Below are 15532 nucleotides of genomic sequence, written 5' to 3'. Positions count from 1 at the left end.
AGGGCTCGCCAGATCTCGGGCTTTCGAGGGTCCTTGTCGCGCGTATGGAGAAACTGACGGAGGGCAACCGGGTCTCTGACACCGGATAAGCAAGGATGTTGTCGTCGGATCGTGTCTAGCCACTCCCTCAAGCCTGGCGAGGGAAGAAGTCGCTCGAACTCGGATAGAAACGCCGCTCGGCTGGGCGACATCGAGGAAGGCCTCCTTGAGATTGCGGGCGTCCCAGTTTGTCTGGCTCAGTCGGCCCGCATGGGGATGCTGGAAAGCGAGGGCGATTGGCTCCCCGGTATCCGGGTCTCGCCTCCGCTGGCCTTACCTCATACGCCTGCCTCTCCTTCGGGCTGTTCTTGCTATGCACAACAAAATAGTGTATAGGCTAGCACAAAACGCCGGATTTGTCAAAAACGGGTGGAACCGCAGATGGAAGTCCGATCCGTGATGCGGGCTGCCCGGAATGGCTTCGCGGGCAGCCGGCTGGCCAACTCGAGCAAGCATGAGGATCTGAATAACGTCTCCGGTCACTACCATAGATTGGGATTGTTGTTAGTGCATCTGAGGCGGCGTATGAGTGCCTGTGGACCGGCTCGGCTTTGCTGGGCCGTAGGAGCCGTGAACTCGAAGGTCTGGCCTATCTCAGTGCGGACCCTCGGTTTGTGGCTGCCGCGGCTCGCGGCTCAGGCTCGCCTTGTAAGTTCGCGGTTTTGCCAGCGGCTCGACCGCAACAATTTCCCGCGGCTCGTAATGCGGAGTTGGTTCTGATGCTCTTCCCACCAGTACAGCCAGCCTACGCTGCGGCGATTACATCCTCGCCTCTTGCCTATATCGTCGTAGGGCTCTGCGGTGCCGCGCTGATCGCGGCCGGAATCTTTGAGGTAGTGACGGGTAGAAGGGTTCGGATGCGGTTGGGCGGATCCGACTCGAGGGTTGCCTTTGTCCGCATCGGCGGAGCCGGCTCGCTGCTCTTCGGCATTTTTCTGGTCGAGCAGGCGCTCGAATGGCACTCGAGTGCGCAGGCTCTTGGCTTTCCAAGCTTGGCTTCGTCTGGTGCAGATACCTGGTCTTGTCGGCCTGGCAGTCGTTCTTCTGGCCGAGTATCAGAACCGCCGCGGTTCACCAGACACGGGCGGGGGGTGACACCGCGATTGACTTATGTTCAGATGCCGGTAGGCGCTAGGATCGCAGCGGGTTAAGCGCGCAGACATTCTCCAAAATCGGCCTCAGTTGAAGAGCCACAACATTCCTACCATAAATTCGCGGGCAGGCCAGACTCCGTTGCAGGAAAGCGCGCTCGGCAAAGCACGCCGGCTCACCATTGCACTGTCGCCCGAACATTCGCTGACGATCCACGGCCGTTCGGCTATTTACTGTAGCCAATTCTGTAGCCAACCCGAAGGACTTAACACCAGTCAATGGACGCGTTATGAATACATGGAAAGCGAAAATCACTGCTGAATTCAATTGCTGGCTGATTTGTAAACAGCGGGACGGCCCCCGTCGTGGCTCAGCTGATTGGAGTCAGTTGTGAGTTAATCCGCAGACGGTGGGGAAGCCGCTCAGGCCGCGAATGCGTACGGAGTTGGTTCAGCGAACCGTAAGTGAGCTCAAGAAGGTGACGATGCCCAGGACAAGGACGAGATAAAGAATCCCTGCCACCACCGGCCCATTCAAGCCGAGTTTACGAGCTGCACCGCTGAGCGTACCCGGCATAATCATCCGCATCATCGTTCCGGCCGTGGGGATGGTCGTCTGAGTCATGCGCACCAGCAGGCCCCGCTGTGCAATAGTTGCGAGGAGACCGCCCACCAAGATCAGCACAAATACGGCGACTTCCCCGGGGCCCGTCGGCCCGTGGTGAGCTGAGTGTCCGTCCATTGTCGCCTGCATCAGACCCAGGATTAGGAAGCCGCCCCAGAAAGCTGTGAGCCCGGCGAGGAAGATCCCGGCCTCAAGGCGAGAGCTGAAGAGTGGCGGACGGACAAATTGTGGCGGGAGGTTAGGTGCAGTAGGAATTTCCACGTCGGGGAGTGAAGTCGCCAACGGTGCTCCCAGGGCGATCTCTAACCGGCTTGCAAACGTGGAAACGCTTCGGCCAGCGTCCACGCGCTGTGCCAGCGTGAACAGTGACCCGAACCCTCCCCAGAGAATCAGCGCGGCAACGAACATTCCTTTGTCAGGGAAGAGGGAGCTGCCGATCGTAGCAAGCCAGAAGACGCAGAACATGGTCAAGTACGGGTACGGCAGTCGCGCCTCGCCGTTGATAACCGTGCCCGCACCTGTCTGCGAAGTAGTTGCATCGAGAACCGCGATCGTCCGGGGTGGGTTGCCAAGAAACCTCCCAGCGACCTTGAAAAGCTTGAAACCCCGTGGAGTGACTTCGATTCGATAGCCGATCTTGCTTAGGTTCCCGTCACGAGGGGCGGTGTAGCCTTGGCTCTGATCAGCAAGTCGGGCGACGATCTCATCCGGGGTGAGGCTCGTCGCAAAGCGGATTCGAGCCGGCACCCACAAGCGCCTAGGCCAGGGCGTTCGGTGGACGAGATCGCTCACCGTCGGGGACCCTTGCTGACTCGCACTTCGATATGACGCGGATAACCTGACACTTCTGTTGGGGCTTGCCAAACGGGTGTCGACCGTTTCCCTGTGATCTGGTTGAGTACGACCGACCCTGAAGGATGGTGCGACCCGGTGCGTTACGTGTTCCAGAGAGTCCCGTGGAGCAGATCAAGCCTGCGACGCAGCCGTTCAGCACGAATCAACGCGCGAGTCGTGCGGACCTGGCAGTTGTATCCCTGTCAGCAATACTCTGGCCCCTCGGCGTTGTTGCCATGTTCTTCACCAAGAATTGGTCACTCCGGAGCAAGGTCTCGGCGGTCGGTGTCATTCTCGTGTGTGGTTTGATCTTCTCGTTCGCGCCCAGGCTTAGCGGTGGAGCAGCAGCGGCTGGTGTCACTGCGTTCTTGTTGTCCAGGCACCCGGCACCGTCGCGCACGCTGAAGATCGTCGGATGGACCGCGACCGGGGCAGTTGCCATTCTCGGCGTGATCGGTTTGTATCTGCCGCCTCTGCTTCGCATCGGCTGGCACTAAAGGCTCAGCCTCGAAACCCCTACCCGTCAAGTGGCATCGCGCATTGGGACGCCGCGCAAGCAGCGACCAGGGTCGCCAAGTGGTTCCCGCGCGGGTTCGAACGCGAGTCCGAGCAAGGCCTACGTCGTCAGAACAAGTCGGGATGCCAGACCATTCGTGGCCTTGCGTGAGCACGACACTCGTCTCCCGCTCTCTGAAACCAATCGCTGCCCTTTGCATTCATCGGTAGACCATCAGCCGTGGGGCAATCACGGGTTCCGACTAACAACTTCCCAATAGTCGGCCGGGATAATCTTGGCGGCGACACATGATCTGGCTGAACCTGAGCCTAATTGCACTTACGGTGAGCCTAGCCCTCCCTGCTGTGTTCTCGGGCTCCGAGCGTATCTGGCCGCGAGTCCGTTTCCTGGCCGTGCTGGCCTTTCAGGTCAGCGGGATTCTACTCGTCAGCTGGTGGCTCGTGAGCGGTGCCCCAGCGGAGCCTGGGCCTCCGACATCCGGACCGGCGCCCGACGCGGGGAATATCGCCCAAACGGCTGTCTCGGCCTCTCTGCGGAGCTTGGCGCTCCTGGCGACGACCGTCGTCTGGGCGACCTGCAGCGGGCTGGGAGCTGCCTTCCTCATCACCGCGAGCAGGAGTCGACGTTTACTGGCGGTGATTCCCTTGGTCACCGTTCTCTGGGTGGCGCCGACGTTTCTGATTGCCGCGGTCGTGCAGGAGGTTCAATTCCTCATCTACAGCGCCACTGGGACGCCAGTCGGCGGAGCCTACGGAACGGTGTCAGCACTGCAGGTTCTGTGGGCCTCCGTCGTGTTGGGTATCCGCCCGGCGGCCTACATCTTCCGCCAGGCCCGGGTAACGCTCGATCTGGAGGAAACCGCCGACCACGTTCGCGCCGCGCGCGCCCGCGGTCTGCCCTGGGGGAGAATCGCGGCGCGGCACATCTTTCGGCCGGCCGCCGCAACCATCGCCACCGGCTGGCTGAGTTCGTTCCGACTCATGATCGGCTCGCTCCCACTCGTCGAGTTCTTCTTTGCCTATCCGGGGTTCGGCCAACTGCTGGTGCTGTCCCTTGGCGTGGGCTACGGCGACAACCCGCCGCAGCCGCAACCCCAGCTCGCCATTGCGCTCGTCGTGGCCATGGCCGTTGTCTTGGTCCTTATCGAGGCAGCGGTGGGAATGCTACAGACCCGACTCGACCCGCGCCTTCGAGACCTGCAGCTGGAGAAAGCGTGAAGCCACTGGCTCGATTGCCGAAGGCGCTGCTGACTCTTGGCGCAATTATCCTCCTCATTGCGCTCGTCGGTCTTCTGGTTGGGGGGCTGCTCATACCCGTCAAATGGGCAACTACGGTCTGGGCCGGCGGCGTGGTGAGTGGGACCACCACCGTGAAACTCGCTCCCTTTCCCGCGCTCACAACCCTCAACGTCTTCGACTTCAATGCCCAACCCGGGGGTACGCATTTCTACCTCCTGGGTTCTGATGAGGGAGGTCGCGACCTGCTCGCGCTCATCGCGCACGGAGCCTTGCCGTCCCTTCAATTGGTGGCGATCGTCGTGGTGGCTCGATTGTTTGTTGGGTTTGTTGCCGGCATCGCCATGAGCATGGGCAGTACGCTGGTGCGAACGATCAGCCGGGGAATGGGTCGCTGGGTTGTCGGATTTCCCTACCTGGCACTGGCCATCATCGTGGTTCACAATCTGTCCTCCAGAGGAAAGCTCTTCGCCTTCGTGGTTGGCTTGTCCGTCATCGGCTGGCGCGATGTTGCTGAGGTGGTCGCCGAGCGCGTTTCATACGTGCGCGCCCAGCCCTTCGCCATAGGGGCCAAGGCGCTTGGGACGCCCGCTCTGACTTTTTTCCGCCTCCATGTGATGCCGCACTTGCGGCCGGCACTCACCGTGGAGATTCCTTTCCAGGCGAGCGCGGTTCTGGTCCTGTTGGCCGAGCTGGGCTACTTGCAGGTCTACCTTGGCCCTGTGGTCACCACGTCTCAGCCGAATAACAACATCGTCCACCTGCTGGTACGTCCGGAGCTTGGACAACTGGTGGCGGACGCGCGGCGCTATATCTTGCACGGCGAGTTCCTACCGGCCATCGTGCCGGCCGTGGCTATCGCGTTGATGGCCCTCTCGTTCGAGCTGATTGGCCTCGCGCTGCGTTCCCGATCAGCGGTACGAGTGGCGTGAGACGGATCGCTTCGCTCGGACTGGTCGCAGCGGCGATCCTGAGCCTGGCCAGTCTCGCGGCCGAGGCGGCCGAACCTAGTGGTAGTTCGGTCCAGCCCGCGCCTTCAGGCACTGGTACGGCGCTAGGAGGCAGCTCGAGTCCGTCATCCGCACTGGCCAGGTGGGGAGCTCCTGTTGACACCGCCTCGAGTCGTGATGGCGCAACACTTGTTGCCCTTGCGGATGGCGCCGCGCTGGCGACCGGAGGTTACTTCGCCAACGGGAAACCGTCTGCCGGCACCGACCGCTACGACCCCGTCACGAACACCTGGACGGCTGTAGCGCGAATGCCCGCGCCCGGCGCCCAGCAGACGGCGACGACGCTTCGCGACGGATCCGTTCTGTTTACAGGCGGGTACGAGGGCCCGAATTCATTGACCGGGGGCGGTACCGATAGTGCAATCCTTTACCTGCCGAGCGGGAAGTGGGTCTCCGCCGGTCACATGTCCGTCCCTCGCGAAGGTCATACCGCGCTCCTTCTTGCCGATGGGCGCGTCCTCGTCCTCGGAGGCTATGGGGGAAGCGCGCTAACCATCGGAGAGGCACCACCGCCGCTCGCCACAGCTGAGATATTCGACCCGACCACGAGGAGTTGGAAGCAGCCCTTTAGTCTCCCCGAGCCGATCGAGCAGTTTACGGCCACCCTCCTCGAGTCCGGCAAAGTCCTGCTCGCCGGAGGCTATGTGGCGAATAGGGGATCAGTGGTCGATAGCTGGCTCTACGACCCTGGCACGGGGACTTGGTCGAAAGCCCATCCACTGCTTGAGAGTCGCTCCTCGGCCATCGCTACGCGACTGGCCAATGGCAAGGTACTCGTGATTGGTGGTGTGCGCCTACCGGCCAATGCAACACCAGGTATTTTCTCCTCGCTCACAAGCGGGGAGCTTTACGATCCGGTGTCTGATTCCTGGTCAAGGCTGTCAACGGCACCACCCATCGCGACGAATGGCGCAGCGTCCGCCGTCCTGCTCAATGACGGGCGAGTGCTGCTCCTCCTCCGAGGGCCGTCGGCTACGCCGACCAGCCCGCTGGTTGCCGAGTTTTACGACCCGACCGTAGACCGCTGGAACGCGGGCCCGAGCGTGATTAGCGCTAGTTCGGCATTCGGGATCGAGGCCGTTCGCCTCTCGACCGGGAGAGTGCTGGTGATGCTCTCTAACGAGAGCGTCCTCTTCGACCCCGGCGGGACATCGGCTCTTCCGGCAGCAGCGGCGCCGTTGCAACAGGCAGAAAACCCGCTCAACTCCGCTCGCACCACGCCGTATCTCGTCGTTAGCGCGTTATTCTTCCTGCTCATTGTCTTAGTGCGGTATGCACGCGCACGGATCGCCAGTCGGCCGGGCTATAGATGAGCACGGCACAACGGGCACGGCAAGAGCGATGCCGATGCCAACGTCGAGTGCCAACCGGTGGCTGACAAGTCTGCGCAACTGAGCCAGCATCTGGGACCAGCGTATGAGCGGTCTGTGACGGGCTGGTGGCGAAGCAGACGAGAGCGGGCAACGATCGAGGCATCCGGCGATCGCTGACCGCCGTTTACTTGGCGCGGAATGCCGGCAGCGTTTCGTCGAGGCGCATGCCGGTCATGGAATCCGGTAGCCACCCATCTCTCAGACGATGAGAAGGAGTTGTGGCCTCGAGGAGCGGTACCGTCGAGTTGAGACCTCACGCGGATCACGTCGCGCCACCGGCTCAGCCGAGTGCACCAATCGAATCCATCCATCGAGTTGCCGTTAAGGAACTCGCGACGTTAGTCGTAAGGACAGAAGTGGGGTTTTAGCCCGTGGCGGACACTAATCGAACGCTAGGAGTAGGTGCCGGAACCGCTGAGCGGATGCGTTCTTCGAGTGTGGCCACCAGCCACGAAGAAGAAGCACGCAATGAAGCTATGGAAGGCGGGTGCGGTTGGGGCAATCCTGCTATGCATCGTGGTTGGGAGTGTGCTCGCTCTCACTAATCTGGGGAAAGGCCCCGGAACGCGAATCGAGCATCGTGGCAACACGATTGTTCTCCACGGACGAGGGACCACTGCTGACCTTGGATACCTTCCGGCCGGTCGCTACCGTGTCACGGTCGAGGAAGGAGTGGGCGGCTGTGCAATCCGACTACAACTGGCGGGGGCAGATGGAGTGGAATGGTACAAGCTGGACTTCTACATAAACAACCGCGACTCGCCGACTGGAGTCACGGGCGACATCCCAGGGCAGCAGTACAAGGTATATACCAACGTCTATTTCGGCGATGGTCTCACTATGGCCACACCAGAGCCGGTAACCGATTGCACGTGGACTTACGACTTCACACGGATTTAGGCGAGGCAAGCTCTTCCCTTGTGAGGAGCGGGCGATGCAGGCAAATTACGGTCATAGCCCGTGGCGGACACTAATCGAACATCCCGATTCGATCCGAGGCCGAGGTCTCGCGCCGGCCACTAATGAAAGAGCCTGAAGCGCCCGCAACGGAGGCAAGAGAAGTTCAACCGAAGGCCCCCTCGATCGCCTCGCGGACGCGCGCATCACGTTTCTCGCCGAACGATTCCTGCTCTAAAGGGACTTCGGAGACTGCTCGAATCAAGCCAAGGTTGCCCTCCTGCACGAGATCGAGAAATGACACTCCACGGCCAATAAATTGCTGCGCCATGCGGACGACTTCCCAGAGGTTGAGCTCGGTCAACCGGTAGTGTGCAGCTTCGTCACCGCGCCGGATGGCGGCGAGCAGGTCGGCTTCCGTCTCGCGTGGCAGCGCTTCAACGGACGCAATCTCACGGAGGTACATCACGACGGGATCGTCAGGCGACGATCCGGCCGCTGCAAGGGCGGTCAGCAGCTCATCGAGTTCGACTTGACGCTTAGGATCGAGCAGGCCCACCGCTCACCTACAGAGAGGATAACTTTCCGACTTTAGGGAGTAGCCCTGCTGGCCAGGGGCGGAACAATGCCAAGCCCGGTCACCGTTAAGAGCAGACTGCTGCGGAGGAGCCCGTGGCGGATTCGAACGGACTCGGCTGGTGGTGCGTATCGCTTAAACGGTTTATTTGGTGTGCGGATATATCAAACGTATTTGAGGAGAACCGATGGTATTTGCGCCCCGAGTCCGCTCGGGGTCGCCATCCAGAACAAGTTTCGAACCGGGCTGGGCGAATTCAAAAAGCCGCTGAAAAGGATTATTAAGAGCCCAATCCCGGGTCCGAGAGTATTGGTCGACGGTCACGCGGGAGAACAGGAGTTCTGCGAATTCTCGCCGCCGTTCCGCCGTCGCGCACCGGTCCCAGATGACCTCGAGGCTCGACAAAATCGCCAGCCCGGTGGTGACGTCGTGCGCCTCTTTCTCGAAGCCCGCGCTGGCATGGCTCAGCCGCTCCCGAAGCTCCCTCTGGGCGGCCTCGTTCAGTGACCGTTCGCCCCTGAACTCGTCGTACGAGATATCGCCGTTTGTGTGCAGACGGATCAGCGTTCTCGCCTTTTCCTCAAGGCGATGCACCTGCTTCTCGAGCTTGTCCGCCTCAAGCTGGCGCTGCCCAGGAACGCGCTCCTTGAGCCGGGCCAGCAGTTCCGCCCTACATCCATCCGCCATCTCAGGACGGATCTGGATTCGCGCCAACAACCTGCTGAACTCGCTCTCGACCCCTTTCTGGCCCAGATAGATCTTCCGCCCATCAACCTTGGCCTTTGTCCGGTAATAGGAGGCTTTCTTCTTAGGCTGAGTCTCCCCGTGGAAACCACAGCCACCCTCCTGACTCCAGAGAATCTTGACGAGCGGGTAGTCGTTGACATGGTGTTGTTTCTTATGGCTGCTGCGGATGTCAAGGAGCTCTTGTACCCGGTCAAAGGTTCCCGGGCTGACAAGTCGCGGCATTTCCTCGTGGCCTTCGAACTCTTCGCCTGGAAAGAGCCGAGTGAGCATTTTTCCGACGTAGACCGATTTCGGAAGAGGCCATGCCACTGGGACCTCACGAGACGCTTCCCGATAGGATTAATGACTTCCTGGGCATTCCAGGTATCCATCCATTGGTCCAACGTATACTTCCCGGTTGCGAATTCCTGCCATGCCCACCGGACGCGGGGTCCAGTGACCGGATCTTCCTCAAGGATGCTGACCGCGCGTCCTCGCTCAGTGCGCCGGCTCGGATGTCTGTAGCCCAGCGGAGCCGCCCATGGCCACTCGCCGCGTTCGAGCTTTGCCCGCATCCCTTTTCGAGTCTCGGTGGCGAGGTTCCGGCTATAGAAGTCGGCCAGCATCTGCATCAGCGTCTTAGCGAGCCATCCCGCTGGCTGTCGCTGATCGAACTGCTCTTTGGCGGAGACGATGTAGACGCCCGCTTCGTTCAATTCATCCTCGACGGTGACCGCTTCGCGGAGGTTGCGGCCGAAGCGGTCGTACTTGTCGACAAGGATGTACTTGAACCGTCCGGCGCGAGCCCAGCGGATCATCTCGTCAAAAACCTCGACGCCTTTCAATCCGCGATGTGACGCGTGGAGGAGGCGGAACGTATGGATGACGTTAATGCCGAACAATGCATGGCTGGGGTTTCTGATGATCCCTTCGTCGATGCCCCAGTCCTGACCTTCGAGAGAGTTCTCGGGCGACTGTGTCGGAGCATCGCTCATCCGCAGAAATTTGACGGCAATTTCGGGTAACTGTTTCGCGCGTACGATTCTCATGCCGGCATCCTAACTACGATGCCAAACGAAGGCAAGTATCTTTGGCCGAAGGCGATGACAGGACCGGTTGGTCAGCTATTTTGAGACCGGCCGCGAGCGCTCTTCCTTAAAGCGGCATCTTGGCCAGCGGAGCGGTCGCTCAAGACCGTCGCCTCAGCCGCAAGGTCGAGGAACCTCTCGAATCGTGCCAGGCTATCCTCGTCGAGCGTGCGCATCCATTGCCGGAAGTCGAAGCGTTGAGGATCCGTGATAGCGGTCAGGCCTGCGTCAAAGAAACGAACCCAGCCTGGTTCAGTGAGCGAATGAACGTGTGGTCGGACACGATCACGATGGTGTCCGGTCCTTCGCGATCTGAGATAAGCAGCGGCCGGCCTTCGAGCTCGGCGAGCAGCGTGATGTCGTTCGCGATCCGAAGGCGTTCCACAAGCCGGGATTGCGGCGCAGCGGCTTCGTAGGCAGGATTGTCGAGGAGGGCGGCAACCAGCCCGCGCATGCTGTCGGCCTCGCACGCGCTGAGATAGACACCGTTGCCGACTGGATGGAAAAGCATTCGCATGGGCAATTCCTGCGGATCTCCCGGATGGACCGGCCGATACATCAGGCGGCCCTCGCTCGCGTCCGCTGCCAGGCCGAGCGCTGATAGACCCAATACAGCTTGAGCTTGTCCTTGGGGCGAACAAAGATGAGGTCGGCGAAGCGTCGCAGGAGCCGATCGCCATCGTCGGGATCGCGGGGGCTCCCATGACTCCCGAGAGGCGTACGTTCCCGGGGGATCGCGTTATCCGGGAGCTCGGACGCGCGCTTCGTCACCCAGCAGGCCAGCTTGATGTTCGCCTGCAAGCGAGCGGGATCCAGGCTCGAGTCGAAGTAGCGGTACTCGATGGTCCGGTTGCGTTCGAGGATGTTGCCGAAGTTCAGACCGACCGAGTGACTGCTGCCGACCCGGTTGGCCAGGTCGCTGAGGCCTTGCACCTCCTCAAACTGTCCCGAGCCCATGGGGCCGCACCAGCGATAGCCGTTAGTGCTGCCGCGGTGGCTGCGTCCTCGCCGTCCCGTCGCGGCCGCCAGGCGATAGAGCAAATCCTCGGCCCAGGCGCACATTCGGGCGACGCGGCGGAACTTGTTGACGTCGTGGTCCATCCCTGCGGAGTCGACCCCGACGTGGACATGGCCACCGGTCCGGCCGCTCGCGCGCGCTCCCTGTGCCTGCAGGATCTGACACACACGTTCGAGCTGCGCCCAGGTCTCCGGCGTGTCCTGCAGAATCGGACTGACCAGCTCGCCCGCGACGGTCGCGTCGTGCTCGACCGTCCACTTGCCTGGAACGCGACTGCTCGAGTGATACGGCTCCTGATGTGCGCTCGAGGCTAAGCCGGCTTCATGCAACGCGCGGGCTACGGCGTTGGGGTTCGCCCCATCGAACTCGATTTCGATGCCGAACGTCTGGTTCGGATCCCCTCAACGTCACGACCACGAACACCTACGACGGGCGTGGCAACCTGGCCTCGACCACTCGGCCGTTAACGGGCACCAGCCAAACGGCGACCGTCACCTACACTTACGACCCCAATAAGGCCGGGGACATGACGTCGATGACGGACGCTGACGGCAAAGTTTGGCAGTACGCCTACGACCAGTATGGGGACCGTATCAAGGTCATTGATACCCTTGGCAACGCGACCACATACGGCTACGACACCTTGGGCCGGATGACCTCGACAGTCTCGCCAAAGGGAAACGTCGCGGGCTGCGGCTGTCAAAGCCAGTACACGACAAGCTACGCTTACAACCCCTTCGGTGATAGGCTCACCGCCACCGACCCACTGAGCCATCAGACCGCTTACCAATATGACGGTGATCGTAATGCTACGAAGGTCACCGATGCCAACAATCACGCGACCAGTTACACCTACGACAAGGACAACGAGCTGACAGTCGTAACCCGCGCTGACGCCACGACCCTGTTGACTGATTACAACCCGGACGGGACAGTCCTTGATCAGAAAGACGGCAAAGCCAGTGCCATCGTCACGTACGCGTATGATGCGCTGGCCCGGGTCACCTCGACCACGGACGCACTAGGGAACGCGACGTCATACTCGTACGATGGCGCCGGCAACCGGCTGAGTCAGCAAGACCCCGGCGGCAACTGCGCCGCCACCCCGAAGACCGGCTGCACAACATTTACCTACGACGTGGCGAACGAACTCAAAACCATTACCTACAGCGACGGGGCGACGCCGAACGTCAGCAACATCACCTATGATGCCGATGGTCAGCGAACGGCCATGGTGGACGGAACTGGTACCTCGTCCTGGGTCTGGGATAGCCTCCATCGGCTGACCAGTTACACGAATGGCAATGCGGCTCAGGTTCAGTACGCGTACAACCTCCGCGGCCTGCCAACCACGATCACCTATCCGGGCAGCCTTAACGTCACCCGTGCTTATGACGATGCGGGCCGCTTCACCTCGGTTCAGGACTGGCTGAGCAACACGACAACGTTCGCCTACGACGCCAACTCCAACCTTACGACCGAGACCCTGCCGGCTGGGGTTGGCGTCGTCGATACGTACAGCTTCGATGCTGCCGACCGGCTTATGGCTGTCGCCGACGTGAGAGGCAGCACGACGTTATTCTCGGCCGCGTACTCGCGCGACAGCGTTAATCAACTGACCTCCGACTCCTCGGCCCCCTCTACCAGCGGCAGCTACCAGTACACGACGACTAACCAAGTCTGCTACGCCGGCGCCGCAAACGCTACGGCCTGCTCGCTGCCCCACCGGCAGCGACGGCTTATGCCTATGATGCTGGCGACAACCTGACCCAGATGGGCAGCACTCAGCAAGTCTTTAATGTCGCCGACCAGATCTGCTGGACGGCTGCCATTAGCGGATCCTGCGCCTCGCCGCCAACTGGCTCCACCAGCTATATATACGACACCCGTGGCAATCGGACGAGAGTCACGCCGCCGACCGGAGGTGCGACCAACCTGTCATACGATCAAGCCAACCGCTTGACCGCTTACGGCCAAACTGCGACCTATGCTTACAACGGGGACGGCCTTCGGATGAGCAAAACGGTTTCTGGGACAACGAGCCAGTTCTTATGGAATATGGTGGGGAGTCTGCCGCTGCTAATCAAGGACGGATCAATAGCCTACCTGTACGGCCCGGGCGGCTTACCGTTGGAGCAGATCAACGCATCAATCGCGGTGTGGCTCCATCACGATCAGCTGGGGAGCACCCGATTGGTAACCGATGCTATCGGGGCGAACCAGGCGACCTATACCTTCGACGCATACGGCAAGTTAAAGTCCAGCAGCGGCACAATCTTGAATCCTTTTGACTTTGCCGGACAATATCTTGATGCCGAGTCCAACTCTTACTACCTCCGGGCTCGATATTACGATCCAAGCACCGGCCAGTTTCTTAGCCGCGATCGTGCCATTAGGACGCGGGAGCCGTACGGATACGCCTATGACTCTCCAACCAACAACGTTGATCCGGCCGGACTATCCGGCTTTTCGTGCCTCTGCCAACTGAACGAACGGATTACGAGAAATGAGAATGCCCTTCCGTATCCGGGTGAGCAGGATCTCGTTGACCGGCGTTACGCCTTGAACCAGAGCATCTGGGGAATTTCAGACGAGCCCGCGGCGGGAACAATTTACTGGAATGTCCAAACCCAGACGACTCTAGAAATCACAGCCTACTTGGCGCTGCGTCTGAACGTGAGCGCAAGCGACGCTGTCAACATACTGAAGACGAAGGATTCAAATTATCAGGACAAGATTGGGCCTGCAAAGCTCAAGTCCTGGCTAGAGCAGGCAAGCGCGGCCCTCCCAGGAGGTGACTCTGCGGCGGCTGCTGGCGGGCAGCCTCCTGGATGCAAATGATTGCTGCGAGAGCATTCCGAAGAGTCAGGGCACCGTTGGTGGCGATCGTTGTTCCGATAATTCTGGTCGGCTGCGGATCCACGCCAAAGCCGCCCGCGGCTGCGAGTTTGAACATAAGGCAGTCGGACGTCCCGGGCGATCTTCAACCGTGCCCTTCAGTTCCGGCCTATATGCACCTTTACACGCCCGCTGGCGAAGCCGCCGCTAGGAAGGGTGGAGCTATCGAGTTTTCAATTGTGAACTACGCTGCTGATCCAGTCTTTTGCTCGGGCGGCGCAGTCACACGACCGCCGTTGCGGATCGTCCAAGCGTTCGTCATTAGATTCCGCGACGCTACCTCAGCTGCCCAAGTGTATCGCGCAAACGTCATCGTCGGCAGCACTATTACGGGTCCCTACACAAAGGAAGGTGTAGCCACAGGCTACGGAGCCAATTCGGCGGAATTTCATTCCGGCCCGCTGGCTGGGAACGAGTTTGGCTTGAACTGGCAGAAGGGCGCCTACATCTTCGGGTGCGAAGATGGCAACTTGACTGAAACAGAAAATGGCAAGCTCGCTGATGCTGTGTATAAGAGGACCCCATCTTCGTAAGGTAGCGAAGGCTGCCGCTGCTGCGGCGACGCCTGGGTAAACGCTCTGCACAGTCGTTACTGTCCGGCCCCCCTAAAACTGGTCCATTTTCAATGTTGTAGCGAGCGAAAATGTCAGGGCTGATGGAGGTGTTGCATGCCCGCCACGAGGCACTCGGTGGAGCAGATCATTGCCAAGTTGCGAGAGGTCGAGAAGCTTACCGGCCAGGGGATGACGATCCCCATGGCGGCGAAGAAGGTGGGGATTACCGACCAGACCTTCTACCGATGGCGCATCCGCTACGGGGCGCTCAAGGAAGACGAAGCCAAACGGCTGCTGTTGCTCGAACAGGAGAACTCGCGTCTCAAGCGGATCGTTGCCGAGCAGGCGCTCGACATCTCGATGCTGCGGGATCTGCAACGGGGGAAATTCTGAGCCCGGCGCGACGGAGGGACGCGGTGGTCTATCTGGTGAAGCGGTCACAAGGTCTCCGAGCGTCGGGCATGCAAAGTGGTGGGCCAACATCGGTCGACGCAGCGCTATGTGCCATTGGTGCCCCAGGAGGAGATGAAGCTCGTGGCCGCGATGAACGAGCAAGCGGCCGCGCATCCGCGGTATGGCTATCGGATGGTCTGCACGCTGCTGCAGCGAGCTGGCTGGCGGGTCAACCGCAAGCGCATTGCGCGACTGTGGCGCTTGGAGGGCCATCGCGTGCCGCCCCAGCGAAGCAAAGCATCGGGGAAGAAAGCCTGGGGCGCCGCCGAGAATGCGTCGTGGAACCGGCCGGCGACGGCGCCCAATCACACCTGGTCGTATGACTTTGTGAGCGCCCGCACCCGTCGTGGCGTGGCCATCCGCATCCTTAATGTTGTGACAGCACCGCGACCAGACCCCTCAAGACTTCGTAAGCGTGGTCGCCGGTCCGAGTCCCGTCTCTCGCTAATGGTTCAGCTATAGCTCGCTGGTTCCATGATGCGCGTGGGGGCGGCCGCGAGCACCACCCTTGGCGGCCGGAGGAAGGATGGTCGATGCCGCCAGCTGGTAGGTGATCTGAATACGATTTCTGGGCGTGGACTCGCTTGGGAAACTCTC

Annotated in this window: 13 protein-coding genes and 1 pseudogene; 9 read left to right on the top strand and 5 right to left on the bottom strand. The window is 60.8% G+C overall.

Annotation, left to right across the window (positions count from 1 at the left end):
• Window positions 1-1581: 1581 nt before the first annotated feature.
• Complete coding sequence (locus tag VHK65_00505) at window positions 1582-2502, bottom strand: hypothetical protein (protein HVS04632.1); 921 nt, start codon at window positions 2500-2502, stop codon at window positions 1582-1584.
• A 209-nt stretch (window positions 2503-2711) separates the two neighbouring features.
• On the opposite strand from VHK65_00505, the gene VHK65_00500 reads away from it, so the two are divergent.
• The 4 genes from VHK65_00500 (at window position 2712) to VHK65_00485 (ending at window position 6664) form a co-directional block, all read left to right on the top strand.
• On the top strand, window positions 2712-3086 hold the full coding sequence (locus tag VHK65_00500) for a hypothetical protein (protein ID HVS04631.1): 375 nt from the start codon (window positions 2712-2714) through the stop codon (window positions 3084-3086).
• Between the two features lie 559 nt (window positions 3087-3645).
• Window positions 3646-4323: an ABC transporter permease subunit gene (locus VHK65_00495; GenBank protein ID HVS04630.1), complete on the top strand. Its 678-nt coding sequence runs from the start codon at window positions 3646-3648 to the stop codon at window positions 4321-4323.
• Window positions 4320-5273 carry an ABC transporter permease subunit gene (locus VHK65_00490; protein ID HVS04629.1) on the top strand — a complete coding sequence of 318 codons (954 nt, stop codon included), beginning with the start codon at window positions 4320-4322 and terminating at the stop codon, window positions 5271-5273. Before VHK65_00495 ends, VHK65_00490 begins: the two co-directional genes overlap by 4 nt.
• Window positions 5270-6664, top strand: a complete 1395-nt coding sequence (locus tag VHK65_00485) for a kelch repeat-containing protein (protein HVS04628.1) — start codon at window positions 5270-5272, stop codon at window positions 6662-6664. Before VHK65_00490 ends, VHK65_00485 begins: the two co-directional genes overlap by 4 nt.
• A gap of 1123 nt (window positions 6665-7787) precedes the next feature.
• Here VHK65_00485 and VHK65_00480 read toward each other — a convergent pair.
• Window positions 7788-8180, bottom strand: a complete 393-nt coding sequence (locus VHK65_00480; protein HVS04627.1) for a sigma factor — start codon at window positions 8178-8180, stop codon at window positions 7788-7790.
• A gap of 162 nt (window positions 8181-8342) precedes the next feature.
• On the bottom strand, window positions 8343-9215 hold the full coding sequence (locus VHK65_00475; GenBank protein ID HVS04626.1) for a hypothetical protein: 873 nt from the start codon (window positions 9213-9215) through the stop codon (window positions 8343-8345).
• Between the two features lie 224 nt (window positions 9216-9439).
• Between VHK65_00475 and VHK65_00470 the strand changes: the two genes are divergently transcribed.
• A complete protein-coding gene (locus VHK65_00470) occupies window positions 9440-9781 on the top strand; it encodes a hypothetical protein (GenBank protein HVS04625.1) in 342 nt (113 codons plus the stop codon).
• A gap of 448 nt (window positions 9782-10229) precedes the next feature.
• On the opposite strand, the gene VHK65_00465 is transcribed toward VHK65_00470, so the two are convergent.
• Together VHK65_00465 and VHK65_00460 are read right to left on the bottom strand one after the other, a co-directional pair.
• Window positions 10230-10529: a hypothetical protein gene (locus VHK65_00465; GenBank protein ID HVS04624.1), complete on the bottom strand. Its 300-nt coding sequence runs from the start codon at window positions 10527-10529 to the stop codon at window positions 10230-10232.
• A 41-nt stretch (window positions 10530-10570) separates the two neighbouring features.
• A pseudogene (locus VHK65_00460) lies at window positions 10571-11410 on the bottom strand (amidoligase family protein).
• Here VHK65_00460 and VHK65_00455 point away from each other — a divergent pair.
• The 4 genes from VHK65_00455 (at window position 11329) to VHK65_00440 (ending at window position 15397) form a co-directional block, all read left to right on the top strand.
• Entirely contained in the window at window positions 11329-12798 is a 1470-nt protein-coding gene (locus VHK65_00455; protein ID HVS04623.1) for a hypothetical protein, read from the top strand. The pseudogene VHK65_00460 and the gene VHK65_00455 overlap by 82 nt on opposite strands.
• Before the next feature lie 5 nt (window positions 12799-12803).
• Window positions 12804-13871, top strand: coding sequence for an RHS repeat-associated core domain-containing protein (locus tag VHK65_00450; GenBank protein ID HVS04622.1), 1068 nt, complete (start codon window positions 12804-12806; stop codon window positions 13869-13871).
• A gap of 725 nt (window positions 13872-14596) precedes the next feature.
• Window positions 14597-14875, top strand: a complete 279-nt coding sequence (locus VHK65_00445) for a transposase (protein HVS04621.1) — start codon at window positions 14597-14599, stop codon at window positions 14873-14875.
• Between the two features lie 78 nt (window positions 14876-14953).
• A complete protein-coding gene (locus tag VHK65_00440; protein HVS04620.1) occupies window positions 14954-15397 on the top strand; it encodes an IS3 family transposase in 444 nt (147 codons plus the stop codon).
• The last annotated feature ends 135 nt before the right edge of the window (window positions 15398-15532 follow it).

Source organism: Candidatus Dormiibacterota bacterium (genome assembly GCA_035544955.1).
Classification (GTDB): Bacteria; Chloroflexota; Dormibacteria; order CF-121; family CF-121; genus CF-13.
The sequence above is the reverse complement of the archived record's forward strand: the minus strand, read 5'-3'. Positions and strand labels throughout refer to the sequence as shown.